Annotated in this window: 16 protein-coding genes; 4 read left to right on the forward strand and 12 right to left on the reverse strand. The window is 72.3% G+C overall.

The features are described from left to right. Positions 1 to 128 precede the first annotated feature (128 nt). The 7 genes from OG422_RS05830 to OG422_RS05860 all read right to left on the reverse strand — a co-directional run bounded on the left by OG422_RS05830 (position 129) and on the right by OG422_RS05860 (position 3,605). Positions 129 to 1,397 (reverse strand): hypothetical protein, encoded by a 1,269-nt coding sequence (locus OG422_RS05830; protein WP_405740474.1) that lies wholly within the window; start codon positions 1,395 to 1,397, stop codon positions 129 to 131. Further along, on the reverse strand, positions 1,394 to 1,861 hold the full coding sequence (locus OG422_RS05835; protein WP_405740477.1) for a Pycsar system effector family protein: 468 nt from the start codon (positions 1,859 to 1,861) through the stop codon (positions 1,394 to 1,396). The genes OG422_RS05830 and OG422_RS05835 overlap by 4 nt, the downstream gene beginning before the upstream one ends. Further along, positions 1,858 to 2,232, reverse strand: coding sequence for a hypothetical protein (locus OG422_RS05840; protein ID WP_405740480.1), 375 nt, complete (start codon positions 2,230 to 2,232; stop codon positions 1,858 to 1,860). Before OG422_RS05840 ends, OG422_RS05835 begins: the two co-directional genes overlap by 4 nt. Next, complete coding sequence (locus OG422_RS05845; RefSeq protein ID WP_405740483.1) at positions 2,229 to 2,540, reverse strand: hypothetical protein; 312 nt, start codon at positions 2,538 to 2,540, stop codon at positions 2,229 to 2,231. Before OG422_RS05845 ends, OG422_RS05840 begins: the two co-directional genes overlap by 4 nt. Positions 2,541 to 2,609: 69 nt before the next feature. Then, positions 2,610 to 2,732, reverse strand: a complete 123-nt coding sequence (locus tag OG422_RS05850) for a hypothetical protein (protein WP_405740486.1) — start codon at positions 2,730 to 2,732, stop codon at positions 2,610 to 2,612. A 272-nt stretch (positions 2,733 to 3,004) separates the two neighbouring features. After that, complete coding sequence (locus OG422_RS05855; protein WP_405740489.1) at positions 3,005 to 3,187, reverse strand: hypothetical protein; 183 nt, start codon at positions 3,185 to 3,187, stop codon at positions 3,005 to 3,007. A 34-nt stretch (positions 3,188 to 3,221) separates the two neighbouring features. Then, positions 3,222 to 3,605, reverse strand: a complete 384-nt coding sequence (locus OG422_RS05860; RefSeq protein WP_405747653.1) for an ATPase — start codon at positions 3,603 to 3,605, stop codon at positions 3,222 to 3,224. A 769-nt stretch (positions 3,606 to 4,374) separates the two neighbouring features. Here OG422_RS05860 and OG422_RS05865 point away from each other — a divergent pair. Further along, positions 4,375 to 4,755, forward strand: coding sequence for a GntR family transcriptional regulator (locus OG422_RS05865; RefSeq protein WP_405740492.1), 381 nt, complete (start codon positions 4,375 to 4,377; stop codon positions 4,753 to 4,755). A 219-nt stretch (positions 4,756 to 4,974) separates the two neighbouring features. Here the strand turns inward: OG422_RS05865 and OG422_RS05870 are convergent, their stop codons facing one another. Both OG422_RS05870 and OG422_RS05875 read right to left on the reverse strand, forming a co-directional pair. After that, a complete protein-coding gene (locus OG422_RS05870; protein WP_405740495.1) occupies positions 4,975 to 5,532 on the reverse strand; it encodes a flavoprotein in 558 nt (185 codons plus the stop codon). Further along, entirely contained in the window at positions 5,529 to 6,764 is a 1,236-nt protein-coding gene (locus OG422_RS05875; protein ID WP_405740498.1) for a helix-turn-helix domain-containing protein, read from the reverse strand. The genes OG422_RS05870 and OG422_RS05875 overlap by 4 nt, the downstream gene beginning before the upstream one ends. A 430-nt stretch (positions 6,765 to 7,194) precedes the next feature. Between OG422_RS05875 and OG422_RS05880 the strand changes: the two genes are divergently transcribed. Continuing rightward, positions 7,195 to 7,530 carry a hypothetical protein gene (locus OG422_RS05880; RefSeq protein ID WP_405740501.1) on the forward strand — a complete coding sequence of 112 codons (336 nt, stop codon included), beginning with the start codon at positions 7,195 to 7,197 and terminating at the stop codon, positions 7,528 to 7,530. Between the two features lie 78 nt (positions 7,531 to 7,608). On the opposite strand, the gene OG422_RS05885 is transcribed toward OG422_RS05880, so the two are convergent. Then, positions 7,609 to 8,091 (reverse strand): NUDIX domain-containing protein, encoded by a 483-nt coding sequence (locus OG422_RS05885; protein WP_405740504.1) that lies wholly within the window; start codon positions 8,089 to 8,091, stop codon positions 7,609 to 7,611. A gap of 41 nt (positions 8,092 to 8,132) precedes the next feature. Further along, entirely contained in the window at positions 8,133 to 9,146 is a 1,014-nt protein-coding gene (locus OG422_RS05890; RefSeq protein WP_405740507.1) for a GlxA family transcriptional regulator, read from the reverse strand. 69 nt (positions 9,147 to 9,215) lie between these two features. Between OG422_RS05890 and OG422_RS05895 the strand changes: the two genes are divergently transcribed. Continuing rightward, entirely contained in the window at positions 9,216 to 10,157 is a 942-nt protein-coding gene (locus tag OG422_RS05895; RefSeq protein ID WP_405740510.1) for an NADP-dependent oxidoreductase, read from the forward strand. A gap of 41 nt (positions 10,158 to 10,198) precedes the next feature. Here OG422_RS05895 and OG422_RS05900 read toward each other — a convergent pair whose 3' ends face one another. Continuing rightward, the gene (locus OG422_RS05900) at positions 10,199 to 10,666 is read right to left on the reverse strand and encodes an Lrp/AsnC family transcriptional regulator (RefSeq protein ID WP_143940195.1); all 468 of its coding nucleotides are present in this window, start codon (positions 10,664 to 10,666) and stop codon (positions 10,199 to 10,201) included. An 81-nt stretch (positions 10,667 to 10,747) separates the two neighbouring features. On the opposite strand from OG422_RS05900, the gene OG422_RS05905 reads away from it, so the two are divergent. Continuing rightward, on the forward strand, positions 10,748 to 12,031 hold the full coding sequence (locus OG422_RS05905; protein WP_405740513.1) for an APC family permease: 1,284 nt from the start codon (positions 10,748 to 10,750) through the stop codon (positions 12,029 to 12,031). Positions 12,032 to 12,068 lie beyond the last annotated feature (37 nt).

A 12,068-nucleotide genomic window follows, 5' to 3' on the forward strand; every position in this document is an offset into this window, starting at 1 on the left:
TCTGCTCACCGGCCAGGGGTGCTGGCCGGGTCACTCGTCGCCTGCTCGTCGGGTCTGCGCTGTCGACTTCCGGCAGTCGCAGCAACGGCCAGCCCGGCATGGGGCTGGCCGTCACTGGTGGTGCCGGACTACTGCTGTTCGGTGTTGCTCTCCTCGCGGGAGACCAGCTCGCCCCACGCCTTGCGGATGCGGCCTTCACCGCTGACGAAGCCGGCGGCGCGGAAGGCTTCGGCGGCCTTGCGGTAGGACAGGGGCGGATCGTCCGAGTACCGCAGGTGCCGCAGCACGACATCCAGTTGGGCGTCGGTCAGCGGCTCACCCGGCACGGGGGTGAGCACTCCCGCCACGGCCGCGATCTCCTCCAGCGTCACGGCCTCAACACCGGCGGACTCACCGTCGTCGTCGGGTGTGTCCGGCTCGTCGGCCGTCACGGGGTCCGTCACACCCGTCACGGGGTCCGTGACGGGGTCTGTCACGGGTGTCACGCCCACCGTGACGGGCGTGACGACATCCGATGCGGACGTATCGGAGCGTGGCGTGGGCAGGGGGATCACGGTTTCTGCGGGAGCGTCCGGGGCGCTGGCCTGCGGCTTGTCGTCCTCGGGCTCCGGGAGCGCGTTCTGAGGCGGTGCCGGGAGGCTGTCGGGGGCGCTGGGCGGCGCCTGCGGCAGCGCGGGGGGCGTCACGGCGTCCGTCACGGCCGTCACGGGGGGTGTGACGGGAGGCGTCACGGGTGTGACGGGGGGTGTGACGGCGAACATCGACGCCAGGGCGGTGTCGGCGCCGTCCGTGACCCGCTCGCGCTGAACCGTCAGCAACTTCGGGGCGAGAGTGGTGTCGCCGACGCCGACCTTCTTGGCGAGCTTCCAGGACTTGCGCTCCGCCTTGTGCCGCTTCTTCTTGTCGGGGTGGTTGGCGGACAGGGCCCGCTGATACGCCAGCGCCTGGACCGTCGCCGCGGCCTTGCGGTCGGCGTCGGCGTCGCGGCCGTCCTGGTGGACGACGATGCGGCGGGCCAGGAACGCCATGCCCTCCGCCGCCACGCACATGCCCATCGGGGTGAGGGCGTAGATGATGGCCCGGCCGGTGTCCGGCGCGGCCATGGCAGACATCGCCGCCGCGGAGGCCGGCAGGACCCACAGGCCCACCCGGATCACCGGGTGGGAGGTCTGGCCGAGCATCGTCAGCCCCAGCAACACCAGCGCCAGGACTGCGGTGACGCCCTCACCGGCCGCCACCGCGCCGAGCGCGGTGCCCCTGCCGTAGGCGTGGGAGATGTTGCTGAACGTCCCCGTCGCACCCGCGCCGCCGGTGACGACCATCGGCACGAACGCGCCGATCAGCACCGCCCTTTGCAGTTTGGTCAGGGGGCGTCGCGGTCGGGTCTCTTCGCTCATGCCGCCACCTCCCCGACCCACGCCAGAACGGCGGCGAGGACGAAGGCGGCGCCGGCGCCGCGGGTGAGGTCGATCGCCCGCTGGAGGCGGGCGAACTTGGCGACGGCGATCTTCGACAGGGCGACGACGTGCGCGGCGCGGTGCTCCTCGGCGACAGCAGTGAGGAGGGTGTCAGGGGTCAGGGTGGCCCAGAGCGGAAAGCCCGACGGACTGCGGTGCCGTCCGCCGAGGTTGGGCCGGGTCGTGGACAGCAGCACGGCGCAGGACGTCAGCAACGCCGCAGCGCCGCCGATCCCAACGGCCATGGCGGGCAGGTTCAGGTGGAGTCGGGTGGCCACGGTCCACACGCCGGCTGTCAGCGCACCGTTGAACGCCAGCAGCAACGACGCCTTGGTGTCGGTGCGGGCCAGCTCGGCCTTGACCTCCGCGTGCGCGGCGGCCAGGGCGGGGTCCTGGTAGCTCATGCGTCGGGCTCCTCGGGGATGTAGGTCATGCCCAGGTGCCACAGGTGGCCGCTGGCTTCCTGGAGGTAGCCGAGCAAGACGGCCAGGGCGGCGCCCGCGTCCAGCAGCGCCAGTTCGGCGCCGTGCGCGTGGACCTCGGGGGCGGTCCGGTCGTCCGGGGCGAGCACCCCGGCGGCCAGGTCCCGTTGCACGCGGGCGCCCATGTGGTCGAGGGCCTGCCGCGTCCGCTGGCACATCTCCACCAGGGCGACGGCGGCCCGGCTGGCCTCGGGCGTGCTCGTGTACCCGCCGTTCACGGCGGAGTGGTTGTGCTGACGTACTGCTTCGGAGGCCGCCTGCAGGTGCGCGGCGGGTGTCGTGTTGTCGCTCATGCCGCCGCCTCCGCCACGTAGCCGGTGGTGCGTCGGGCTCGGAGCGGGATGACCGTGGCAGGGGTGCGATGGACCGGCAGGGCGGTCAGGTGCGGGTGGGTCTCCAGGAGGTCTGCCGCGGCGTGCAGGGACCGGTCGTAGAGGTCCGGGTCAGCGGCGATGATGTCGGCGGCCGCGTCGAGGCGGGCGGCGCGCTCGGCGGGGCTCTCGCCGTCCTCGCCCAGCCACAGGGCGGGCGGGGTGCCGAGGGCCAGCTCGATGGCGTCGAGGTCGGTGACCGCTTGCTGGCGGCCGAAGAAGTTCTTCATGATGTCTCCGGGTGTGCCGCTGGCCGCCGCCCAGAAAAGGCGGCGGCCAGCGAAAGGGGCGGGCGGCGGTTAGTTGTTCTGCTGCTCTGCGGCGGCGGCGCGGGCGGCCTCGGCGGCGCGGGCGGCTTCCGCGGCGGCTTCGATGCGCTGCTGGGTGAGCGCGTCAGCGGCCACCTGTTCGGCGTTTTCCATCAGGCACCGCCCTCGCGCCGTGCGTCGGCCGCCTGAGCGCGGCGCAGGGCCTCATCGGCCTGATCGCTGGATGCCAGCGGGGCGGGGAGGGATGCGAAGATGTTCTTCACAGGTTTGCCTTCCAGTCAGGTGATCCTGTGGCGGGCTCCGGAGGCGCAACTCCGGAGCCCGCGCTTCTTGTTGGCCCGCCGGGTGGCGGACCGAGTGCCCTGGCCGGGAGTCGAACCCAGCCTGCGACCATCAGGGCGATACAGCGATCAGTGCTGCTCGGGTCAGTCGCCGTAGCCCTCCAGGCCGAAGCGGCGCTCCCATTCGGCCTGGTAGCCGAGGGCGACGTTGGCGTCGAGCTGGCAGCCAGTGGAGCGGTAGGTGTCCATGGCGTCCCCGAGCTCGTCGAGCGTCATCTCGGGCGACACCTTGTTCGCCCAGCTCTTGCCGGTCAGGTCGATCTCCATCAGTAGTGGTCCTCTCATCTGGCGTTGGCGGCTGTCAGCGCTGGACGACGGGCTTGTCCAGGTCGCGGTGGGTGAGGACGACGGTGTGCCCGGCCTGGAGGAGCCGATCGGCCAAGGCGCGGGCGAAGGTCGGGGCACGGTGGCGGCCGCCGGCACATCCGTCGGCGACGGTCACCACGCCGGTGCTGGGCCCGGCGGCGAACGCGTCCACCGCCGCAGCGGTGGACGTGATCAGGTCGGTGATGCCGGGGGTGTTCAGGACCGCGGTACGGACCGGCTCGTCCTCGGCGGTCATGTACCGCAGCTCCGGCCGGACGTGCGGGTCACGGAAATGCTGACGCAGGTCGATGGTCAGATGCGCGGTGGGCGGTTCGGCGTGGAGATAGCCGAACGACGTGATCTCGACAGTGCTCACGATGCTCCTTGAGGTCGGAGGGATGTTCCGGCTCCCCTCAGCCCCGCCCGTACAGCACCAAAGAGGCTGGACGGGCGGGGGAGGCAACCGGCCGCAGATAGCCCGCGGGGCTCCAGTGAATGCGCGGCGCCGCCTCTGTCGGACGTGTCCGGAGGCGGCGCCGGGCGGGGACGCGGTGGGCGTGGCTGCCGGGCTGGTCCTGCATCGGCAGTGCCTAGGTATGTCGACGACCCATGGGGTCTCCTTCGGTCGGCCCGGGGTGTTCCGGGCGGTCTCCGAGTCGGCGTTCACCGGTGCACCGCTTGCGGCGGTGTGCCGGTCCCGAGCCGTGGTCGGGTGCGTCATCGTCACTGCTCTGACGCCAACAGGGCGGCGCGTGCCAGGTGGCACCCGCAGGACTGACCTCCAGACTGCTGAAGGGATGCTTCCCGAGGGGTGTTCTCCAGAGCTGGCACGCGAGGGCAGGTCAGGTTCGCCTGCCACGAAGTGGCCGCCGGGCGGCCATCACCCGGGCCGTTGCGGGGACGGGGACTCGAACCCCGTCGTTTGTCTCACTGTTGAGTTCTCAAGCAACGGCCGCTCACTTTCGCCCCGTTTCACGGGGGCGTCCGGACGGCACAGATGACGCGTTTATGCAGGTCAAGCGATTGACACTTAGGCCCTGTGGTGGCGCCCTCGCGATACATTCAGATTGACCTAGGTCAATCTGAATGTCAAGTTGCTCGCCCGCTCGGCCCTGGAGATTGACCTAGGTCCGGTTACGCTCGGAGGTATGACCCCCAGCTCCGACGCCCCCAAGCCCACGGCCAAGGACATCGCCGCGAAGTACCGCAAGGAGATCGCGGACGGCCAGCGCGAGACGGGCTCCCGCATGCCGCCGGCCCGTCAGCTCGCGAAGGAACTCGGCGTCCAGCTCATGACGGTGCAGAGCGCCTACAACCAGCTCCGCGACGAAGGCCTGCTCCTGAGCCAGCAGGGTCGGGGGACGTTCGTCCGCGACCCTGCTATGCGGCTTGGAACCGAACCAGGAAGCAGCCCCGCCTACGTCGCGCTCGCGGAGGAGCTCAATTCGATTCATGACACCCTCCGCCTGCTCGGCGAGCGTCTCGATCGCCTTGAGAAGGTCGTGGCAGACCCGTCTCCGCCTGCCTGAGCAGCGCGTCAGCTCGGCAAAGTAGTCCGCTCGCCGTGGTGCGCGCTTGGGCCAGGCTCGTCGTAACCAGAGCCAGCTCGGCGGGAGTCAGGCCCCCCAGGACGTCATGTCGTTCGTCGATCCCCGTCATGCCGAGAAGCATGGGGTCGGCAACAAGAGAGGACCCGGACAGAGTGTCCGGGTCCTCTCTTGTTGCCGCTCAGGCTGGGTTTCTACCCATCAACTCGTGGCCGCATCCACTGCGTCCAGCACCGCCGTCCAGGGCAGACCACGTCCCGCGGGCGCCTTCCGCGGTTCGCGCAGTGGCCAAACCTCCGGCCCGTACACGAGATGGACACCAGCTCTCCGGAGGTCCCCGATATGGCGTTCCCACGCCGGGTGGCGAGCGTGCGCCGCGTTCACGCGAGGGAAGACCACGACGGGCAGGTCAAGGGTTCCGATTGCCTCTCCGACCTGCGTAAGCGCCTGGTTGTCCATGAGGCCGGTCGCCAACTTCGCGACCATGTTGGCCGATGCGGGAGCGACCGCGTAGCAGTCGACTGCCGGATGCGGGCGCGCTTCGCCGGGGGTCCGCGGCTGATCTCGTACGGGCAAGCCGGTCAGCTGCTCCAGCAGCTCAACCTCACCGTTCGCCCGCAGCCACTGTCCCGCGGTCGGTGTCAGCGTCACCGCCACCTGCCAACCACGCTCCAGCGCCGGTTCGACGAGCCCCGTACGAAGCGTCTCCACGCCGCCGGCCGCCGACCCCACAACTCCGAGCACACCGCGCTTGCTCACTGCACCGCCCTGCATCGTTGAGCCATTCCGAAAACTTCGGACGAACGCGCTCCGCCGGTCACCGGGGACTGCTTGATCAGATCCCGCAGCGTCTCGCGCACCCTGGGATTGTTCCGTACGAGCTGCGGGGATGTCCGTTCGGCCGTCCGTAGGGCAACGAAGGCGTCGTCGGTCCGGCCGGCCAGCGAAAGCCCGCGCGCGTAATCGATCCGGTGCGAGACGCTGCGCTCCTGCGGCATGTGGTCCACGTCGATCCCTCCGTGCGCGATCACGTAGGAGATGTTGTCGAGGTCCAGCTCGACGGACAGCCGGTGGAGCGCCACATTCGTCGGACCGAAACCGGTCTGCCAGTAGTTCTCGTCCGACCCCAGGTCGTCCGCCAGCTCCTCCGCCCGGTCTAGCAGGGTCGTTGCGGTCGGGCGATCCTGATGACGTGCTGCGGCGACCGCGGCACGCAGGTGGATCATCCCCAGCAGGCTGAGCGCAGCAGGGTCGGTCTCCGACACACGTGCGGACAGCCATGCTGCGGCGGTGTTTCCGAGCTCCAGAGCATCGTCATAGCGCCCGTTCGCGATCAATGAGTGCGTGCCGGAGCGAGCTGCCGAGGCGAGAACCAGCGGGTCATCCGACTCATCCGCCGCTCGCATGGCCCGCTCAGCAGCCAGCCACGAGATGTCGGACTCGCCGATCTTCGCGAGGGTGGTGGCGGCGAGGTGATGGGTGCGGGCCGATACCGCCCAGCAGTCCCGCCGGTCATCGCCAACTCGCGCAGCGCGGTCCTCCAGCTCCTGTGCGGCCCGGAGGAGGGCAGGAAGCGCGGCGATGACGCTGCCGAGTCGACCGCCTTGGTAGTCGTTCCAAGCATGTTCCACGCGTACCGCCACGGGAGCGGGCGTCGGGAGCTGCGCTTCGACTTCCGGACCGAAGAGCAGCCGCGAGAGTCGACGTGGGCTCATGAGCGCATCACGTACGGCCGGCACATCGTCCTGCTGCTGGCCGCTCTCCACGAGAACCGTCTGGCCGAGCAGGTCTCCCAGAGGCACGCGCAGGATGTGCGCAAGCTCCGTGAGCATGTCGATGCGCGGCGGCTTCCTTCGGCCGGTCTCGATCTTCGCGAGCCAGTCGGTACTGCGGCCGGCGAGTCCGGCCAGGACCTCTTGCGTGTAGCCACGACGCTTCCGGTAGAACGCGATCCGTTCGCCGATGCTGAGGTGATCCCCGAGACCACGCATGGGTGCTGCCTCCTGCAGATTAGGGGCTTGCTTCACGGTACAGAGCTGGTCGTACTGCGGATAGGCGGCCCCGCTGCCGTCCACACCGGGGAGCCAGCAACGGGGCCAAAGGGAGCCACACAGGGAGCCACCGGAGGCGAATCCAGGTGGACCGCCCTGGACGGTCATGGACGATGGGAGCAGTGAAGTCCGGGGCTCCGCTCCCGGGTTGTCCACGCAACCTGAGCCCGCGCTTAGCCGGACCTTAAGGGAGCCTTATGGATCACTCCTGGGGCCGCTTCGGCGCCGGATCGGCGGCGCGGGTTGGTTAGCGTTGCGGTGACGAGGCGGGTGCGCGGGTCGGCGGCCGGCATGCCGGGGAGGGTACTGCCGTTCACCACCCGGTCCCCCACCGCACCCGCCTCGCCACCGGCGCGACAAGGAGATCCCGATGCCCGTACTCCGCACGGCCTCCCGTACGCCGGTGCCCCCCGTCCGGCCGGCCCCGCTCGCGCTCGCCGCTCTGGCCGCGCTCACCGGGGCCCTCGCCTGCCCGGCCCCCGCCGCCGCACACGCCCCGGGGCCGCGCCCCGCCGTCGTACGGGATGCCGCTCTCCCGCACGGCGCGGCGCGCGAGGAGGCGCACGGCGCACGGGACGCCGGGCACAGGACGGGCAGCGAGGGGGAGGCGGGGCCGCCGGCCCTCGGCGGTATGGCGCTGCTGGCCACCGGCGCCGCCTTCCTCTTCTCCCGCCAGCACCACCGGGCGGTACGCGGCCGGGTCTGAGCAGCGGGACCGGCCGGACGGACAGCAGCCAGGACGGGAGCCGTCCGGGGAGCCGTCGTACGGCCCGGCGCCGGTGGCTCAGCCCGCGGTTGCCAGGTGCTCCGCGAGCCGGTCGAGGAAGGCGCGCTGGCCCGTCACCAGGCGGGTGCGGGCCTCGTCGGGGGTGCACCAGGCGACGCGGTCGATCTCCGGGAAGGTGCACACCGTGCCGGAGCGGGGCGGCCAGACCGTCTCGAAGGTTCCCGGCATGATCGCGTCCGGGTCGAGGTCGGCCTCGACCGCCCAGACCGTCACGGTCTTGCCGCCGCTCTGCCGGACCTCGCCCAGCGGGAGGTACGTCCCACGCGGCGGTGGCAGCCCCAGCTCCTCGGTGAACTCCCGCGCGGCCGCGTCCCGGGGCTCCTCCGGCGGTACGTACTCGCCCTTGGGCACCGACCAGGCGCCCGCCTCGCGCCGCGCCCACAACGGCCCGCCCATGTGCGCCAGCAGTACCTCGATGCCACTGTCGCCGGTGTCACCGCGGCGGAACAGCAGCAGTCCGGCGCTGCGTTTCGCGGCCATGGGGTCAGTCTGCGCGTCCGCCGGTGCGGGCGCCCGGTGGCTCAGGCTCCCGCGCCGGGCTGTGCGGCGGCGACGGCCGGGCGGTCCGTGCCCGCACCGGCCGGGCGCGCCGCGCCGCCGCGGAAGGTGCGGCGGTAGGCGAGCGGGGAGACGCCGATCGCCGCCTGGAGGTGCTGGCGCAGGGACGCCGCGGTGGCGAAGCCGACCTCGCCCGCGATCCGGTCGACGGAGAGGTCGCTGGACTCCAGCAGATGGCGGGCGCGGTCCACGCGCTGCTGGATCAGCCAGCGGCCGGGGCTCATGCCCAGCTCCTGCTGGAACCGGCGGGCGAAGGTCCGCCCGCTCATCCGCGCCTTACCCGCCAAGTCAGCCAGGGTCAGCGGCAGTTGGAGGTGGTCGAGGGCCCAGGCGCGGGCCGCTGCGGTGCTCTCCGCGGCGGGCGACGGCACCGGGCGCTCGATGTACTGCGCCTGCCCGCCGTCGCGCCAGGCGGGGACGACGCAGGCCCGTGCCACCCGGTTGGCGATCTCGCTGCCGTGGTCCCGGCGGACGAGATGCAGGCAGAGATCCACGCCGGAGGCGGCGCCCGCCGAGGTCAGCACATCACCGTCGTCGACGAAGAGCACGTCCGGGTCGACGCGGACGCGGGGGTGACGGCGGGCGAACTCCGCCGCGTCGTACCAGTGCGTGGTGGCCGGGCGGCCGTCGAGCAGTCCGGCGGCGGCCAGGACGCGGGCGCCGGTGCAGATGGAGACGAGGCGGGCGCCGGGGCGGACCCGGGCCAGGGCGTCCGGCGCCTCGGTGACCGCGGACGGCGGAATAATCACCGTATCGGCTGATTCGAGGGCTTCCGGTCCGTGGTCCGCGGTGATCGTGAAATCGGCGCGGGTGCGGACCGGGCGGCCGTCCGCGCTACAGGTGAGGACGGTGTACCGGCCGGGGAGGGCGCCGAAGATCCGTGCGGGGATGCCGAGTTCGAAGGGGTAGACGCCGTCGAGCGCGAGGACGACGACGCGGTGCGGGGCGGCAGCCGGGGCGGGCACGGAAGCAGGCATGGCACGATCCTAGCGGAGGATGGCAATTCTGCCATTTTCCTGATCGGGCCCGGCGGGCACCGTGGAGCCATGACGAACACGATGCGAGTGATCAGCCAGGACACCTTCGGCGGCCCCGAGGTGCTGACGGAGACCGAACGGGAGCGGCCGGTGCCGGGTATCGGCCAGGTCCTGGTGCGGGTGCGCGCCGCCGGGCTGAACCCGACCGACTGGAAGAACCGGCAGCGCCGGACCACCGTCTCCCGGCCGCTGCCGCTGGTGCTCGGCTGGGACGTGTCCGGCGTGGTCGAGGCGGTCGGCTGGGGCGTGGCGCTGCACGAGGTCGGCGACGAGGTGTTCGGGATGCTGCCCTACCCGGACGGCGTCGGCGCCTTCGCCGAGTACGTCCTCGCCCCCGCGCGGGCGCTGGTGCCGAAGCCGGACACCCTCGACCACGTCCAGGCCGGTGCCCTGCCGCTGGCGGCGCTCACCGCGTGGCAGGCGCTGGTGGACACCGCCGGGCTCCGTGAGGGGCAGCGGGTGCTGATCCACGCGGCGGCGGGCGGCGTCGGGCATCTGGCGGTGCAGATCGCCACGGCGCGCGGCGCGTATGTGATCGGCACCGCCAGCGAGCCGAAGCATGCGTTCGTCCGCGGGCTGGGCGCCGACGAGATGATCGACTACCGCACGGTGGACTTCGCCGAGGCGGTACGCGACGTGGACGTCGTCCTGGACACCATCGCCGGGGAGTACGGCCCGCGGTCGCTGCGCACGCTGCGCCCCGGCGGGGCGTATGTGAGCATCCTCGGCGCCGACGACGCGGTGCGCACCGAGGCCACACGGCTCGGGGTGCGGGCGGCGGGCATGGTCGTCGAGCACGATCAGCAGGGCATGCGGGCGATCGCCGAGCTGGCGGCGGCCGGGCGGCTGCGGGCGGAGATCGCCGCGGCGTTCCCCCTGTCCGAGGCGGCCAGGGCCCATGAGCTGGGCGAGACCGGGCGCACCGCGGGGAAGATCGTCCTGACGGTGTGAGGCGGCCGGGGCCCGGGCGCGCCGCCCGGGCCCCGTGCGGGTCAGGACGTGGCGGGCGGCAGCGCCTCGACGACGTCGTTGGTGACGTGCTGGTAGATCACCGAGCTGCGGCAGTCGACGACCTCGCGGCGCTTGAAGACCTGATCCATGAGGAGTGCGTGCAGCCGGTCGACGTCCGGTACGGCGACGTGCACGAGGAAGTCGTCGCCGCCCGCGACCACGTAGACGGTCAAGACCTCGGGCAGCCCGGTCAGGAACGCCTTGAACCGCTCGATGACCTCGCGGTTCATCGGCCGGATGCGAACCGTCAGCAGCGCCTGGACGGGGCGGTTCAGGGCGCGCAGGTCGACGGTGGCGCGGTAGCCGGTGATCACGCCGCGGGCGCGCAGCGCGCGGACCCGCTCCAGGCAGGTGGAGGGGGCGATGCGCAGGGTGCGGGCGAGGTCGCGGTTGGTCTGCCGCGCATCGCGCTGCAGTTCCCGGACAATCGCCGAATCAATGTCGTCCATGACACCCCATGATGGGCCCTGTACCGAATTTTGTTCGGCTGACCCTTCTTTGGATCATTCAACCGGATAACTTCGCCCACCGTGACCGTACAACAGACATCGCTTTCCGCCGTCCGGCCGCCGCATGTACGGCGGCTGGGCGTCGGTGGCGGCACCGCGCTGTGCGCCGGTGCCGTGCTCGGGCCGGGGGTGCTGACCCTGCCCTCGCTGGCCGCGGCGGCCGCCGGACCCGCCTCGCTCCTCGCCTGGATCCTGCTGCTCGCCATGTGCGTCCCGGTGGCCGCGTCGTTCGCGGCGCTCGGCGCCCGCCATCCGGACGGCGGCGGGGTCGCCACCTATGTGCACCGCGCGATGGGGCCGCGCGCCGCGGCCACGGTGGGCTGGTGGTTCTACGGGGCGGTGCCGATCGGGGTGGTCTCGGCCGCCTGGATCGGCGGCACGTACGTGGCGGACGCGGCCGGTTGGGGCGAGGCGGGCGCCGCCGTCGTCGGCGGGCTGGTCATCGCCGGGGCGCTGGCGTCCAACGCGGTCGGGCTGCGGATGTCGGGCCGGGTGCAGCTGCTGCTCGGCGCGGGGCTGGCCGCGGTGCTGCTGTGCACGGTGCTGGCCTCGGCGCCGCGGGTGAGCGCCGCGCACTTCACGCCGTTCCTGCCGGGCGGGTGGTCGTCGGTGGGGTCGGCGGCGTCGGTGCTGTTCTTCGCGTTCGCCGGATGGGAGGCGGCGAGCCATCTGTCCGGGGAATTCGCCGACCCGGCCCGGGACCTGCCGAAGGTCACCCGCAACACCCTGCTGACCATCACCGTGCTCTACCTCGGCCTCGCGGTCGTCACCATCGGCGTGCTGGGCCCGGCCGCGGCGGACACCGACACCCCGCTGACGGTGCTGCTCACCCGGAGCGTGGGCGCCGCGGCACGGCCGGTCGCCGCGGTGGCCGCGCTCTTCCTCACCTTCGGCGCGGTCAACTCGTATCTGGCGGGCGCCTCCCGGCTCGGCGCGGCGCTCGGCCGGGACGGGGCCGCACCGCGGGCACTGGCCAAGGGCTGCGGGCCGGGCGAGGTGCCGCGCCGGTCGCTGGCGGTACTGGGCTGCGCCTGCGCGCTGCTGGGGGTGGCCGCCGGGTTCGGCGGCGCCGACCTGGACCTGCTGATGCGGGCGACCGCCACCTGCCTGGCGGCGGTGACCCTGGCCGGTCTCGGCGCGGCGCTGGTGCTGCTGGAGCGGCGCACCTGGCTGTGGTGGGGCGTCCTCGGCTCGGCCGTCCTGACCACGGGCGTGCTGGCCTTCTCGGGCGCGCTGCTGCTCCTGCCGCTGGTGCTGGCGGTCGCGTCGTTCGTCTTCCTGACGGCGCGACGGCTACGGGCCTGAGCGGCGCGACCCGCCCTGACCTGCACGTACGCGCCTG

The organism is Streptomyces sp. NBC_01525 (genome assembly GCF_045040405.1).
GTDB classification, from domain to species: domain Bacteria; phylum Actinomycetota; class Actinomycetes; order Streptomycetales; family Streptomycetaceae; genus Streptomyces; species Streptomyces benahoarensis.

Coding starts and splice junctions, on each gene's coding strand:
- OG422_RS05850 (WP_405740486.1), bottom strand. CDS start 2,732: ATGGAAAACGCCGAACAGGTGGCCGCTGACGCGCTCACCCAGCAGCGC.
- OG422_RS05835 (WP_405740477.1), bottom strand. CDS start 1,861: ATGAGCTACCAGGACCCCGCCCTGGCCGCCGCGCACGCGGAGGTCAAG.
- OG422_RS05855 (WP_405740489.1), bottom strand. CDS start 3,187: ATGGAGATCGACCTGACCGGCAAGAGCTGGGCGAACAAGGTGTCGCCC.
- OG422_RS05865 (WP_405740492.1), top strand. CDS start 4,375: ATGACCCCCAGCTCCGACGCCCCCAAGCCCACGGCCAAGGACATCGCC.
- OG422_RS05875 (WP_405740498.1), bottom strand. CDS start 6,764: ATGCGTGGTCTCGGGGATCACCTCAGCATCGGCGAACGGATCGCGTTC.
- OG422_RS05885 (WP_405740504.1), bottom strand. CDS start 8,091: ATGGCCGCGAAACGCAGCGCCGGACTGCTGCTGTTCCGCCGCGGTGAC.
- OG422_RS05890 (WP_405740507.1), bottom strand. CDS start 9,146: ATGCCTGCTTCCGTGCCCGCCCCGGCTGCCGCCCCGCACCGCGTCGTC.
- OG422_RS05840 (WP_405740480.1), bottom strand. CDS start 2,232: ATGAGCGACAACACGACACCCGCCGCGCACCTGCAGGCGGCCTCCGAA.
- OG422_RS05900 (WP_143940195.1), bottom strand. CDS start 10,666: ATGGACGACATTGATTCGGCGATTGTCCGGGAACTGCAGCGCGATGCG.
- OG422_RS05845 (WP_405740483.1), bottom strand. CDS start 2,540: ATGAAGAACTTCTTCGGCCGCCAGCAAGCGGTCACCGACCTCGACGCC.
- OG422_RS05895 (WP_405740510.1), top strand. CDS start 9,216: ATGACGAACACGATGCGAGTGATCAGCCAGGACACCTTCGGCGGCCCC.
- OG422_RS05830 (WP_405740474.1), bottom strand. CDS start 1,397: ATGAGCGAAGAGACCCGACCGCGACGCCCCCTGACCAAACTGCAAAGG.
- OG422_RS05880 (WP_405740501.1), top strand. CDS start 7,195: ATGCCCGTACTCCGCACGGCCTCCCGTACGCCGGTGCCCCCCGTCCGG.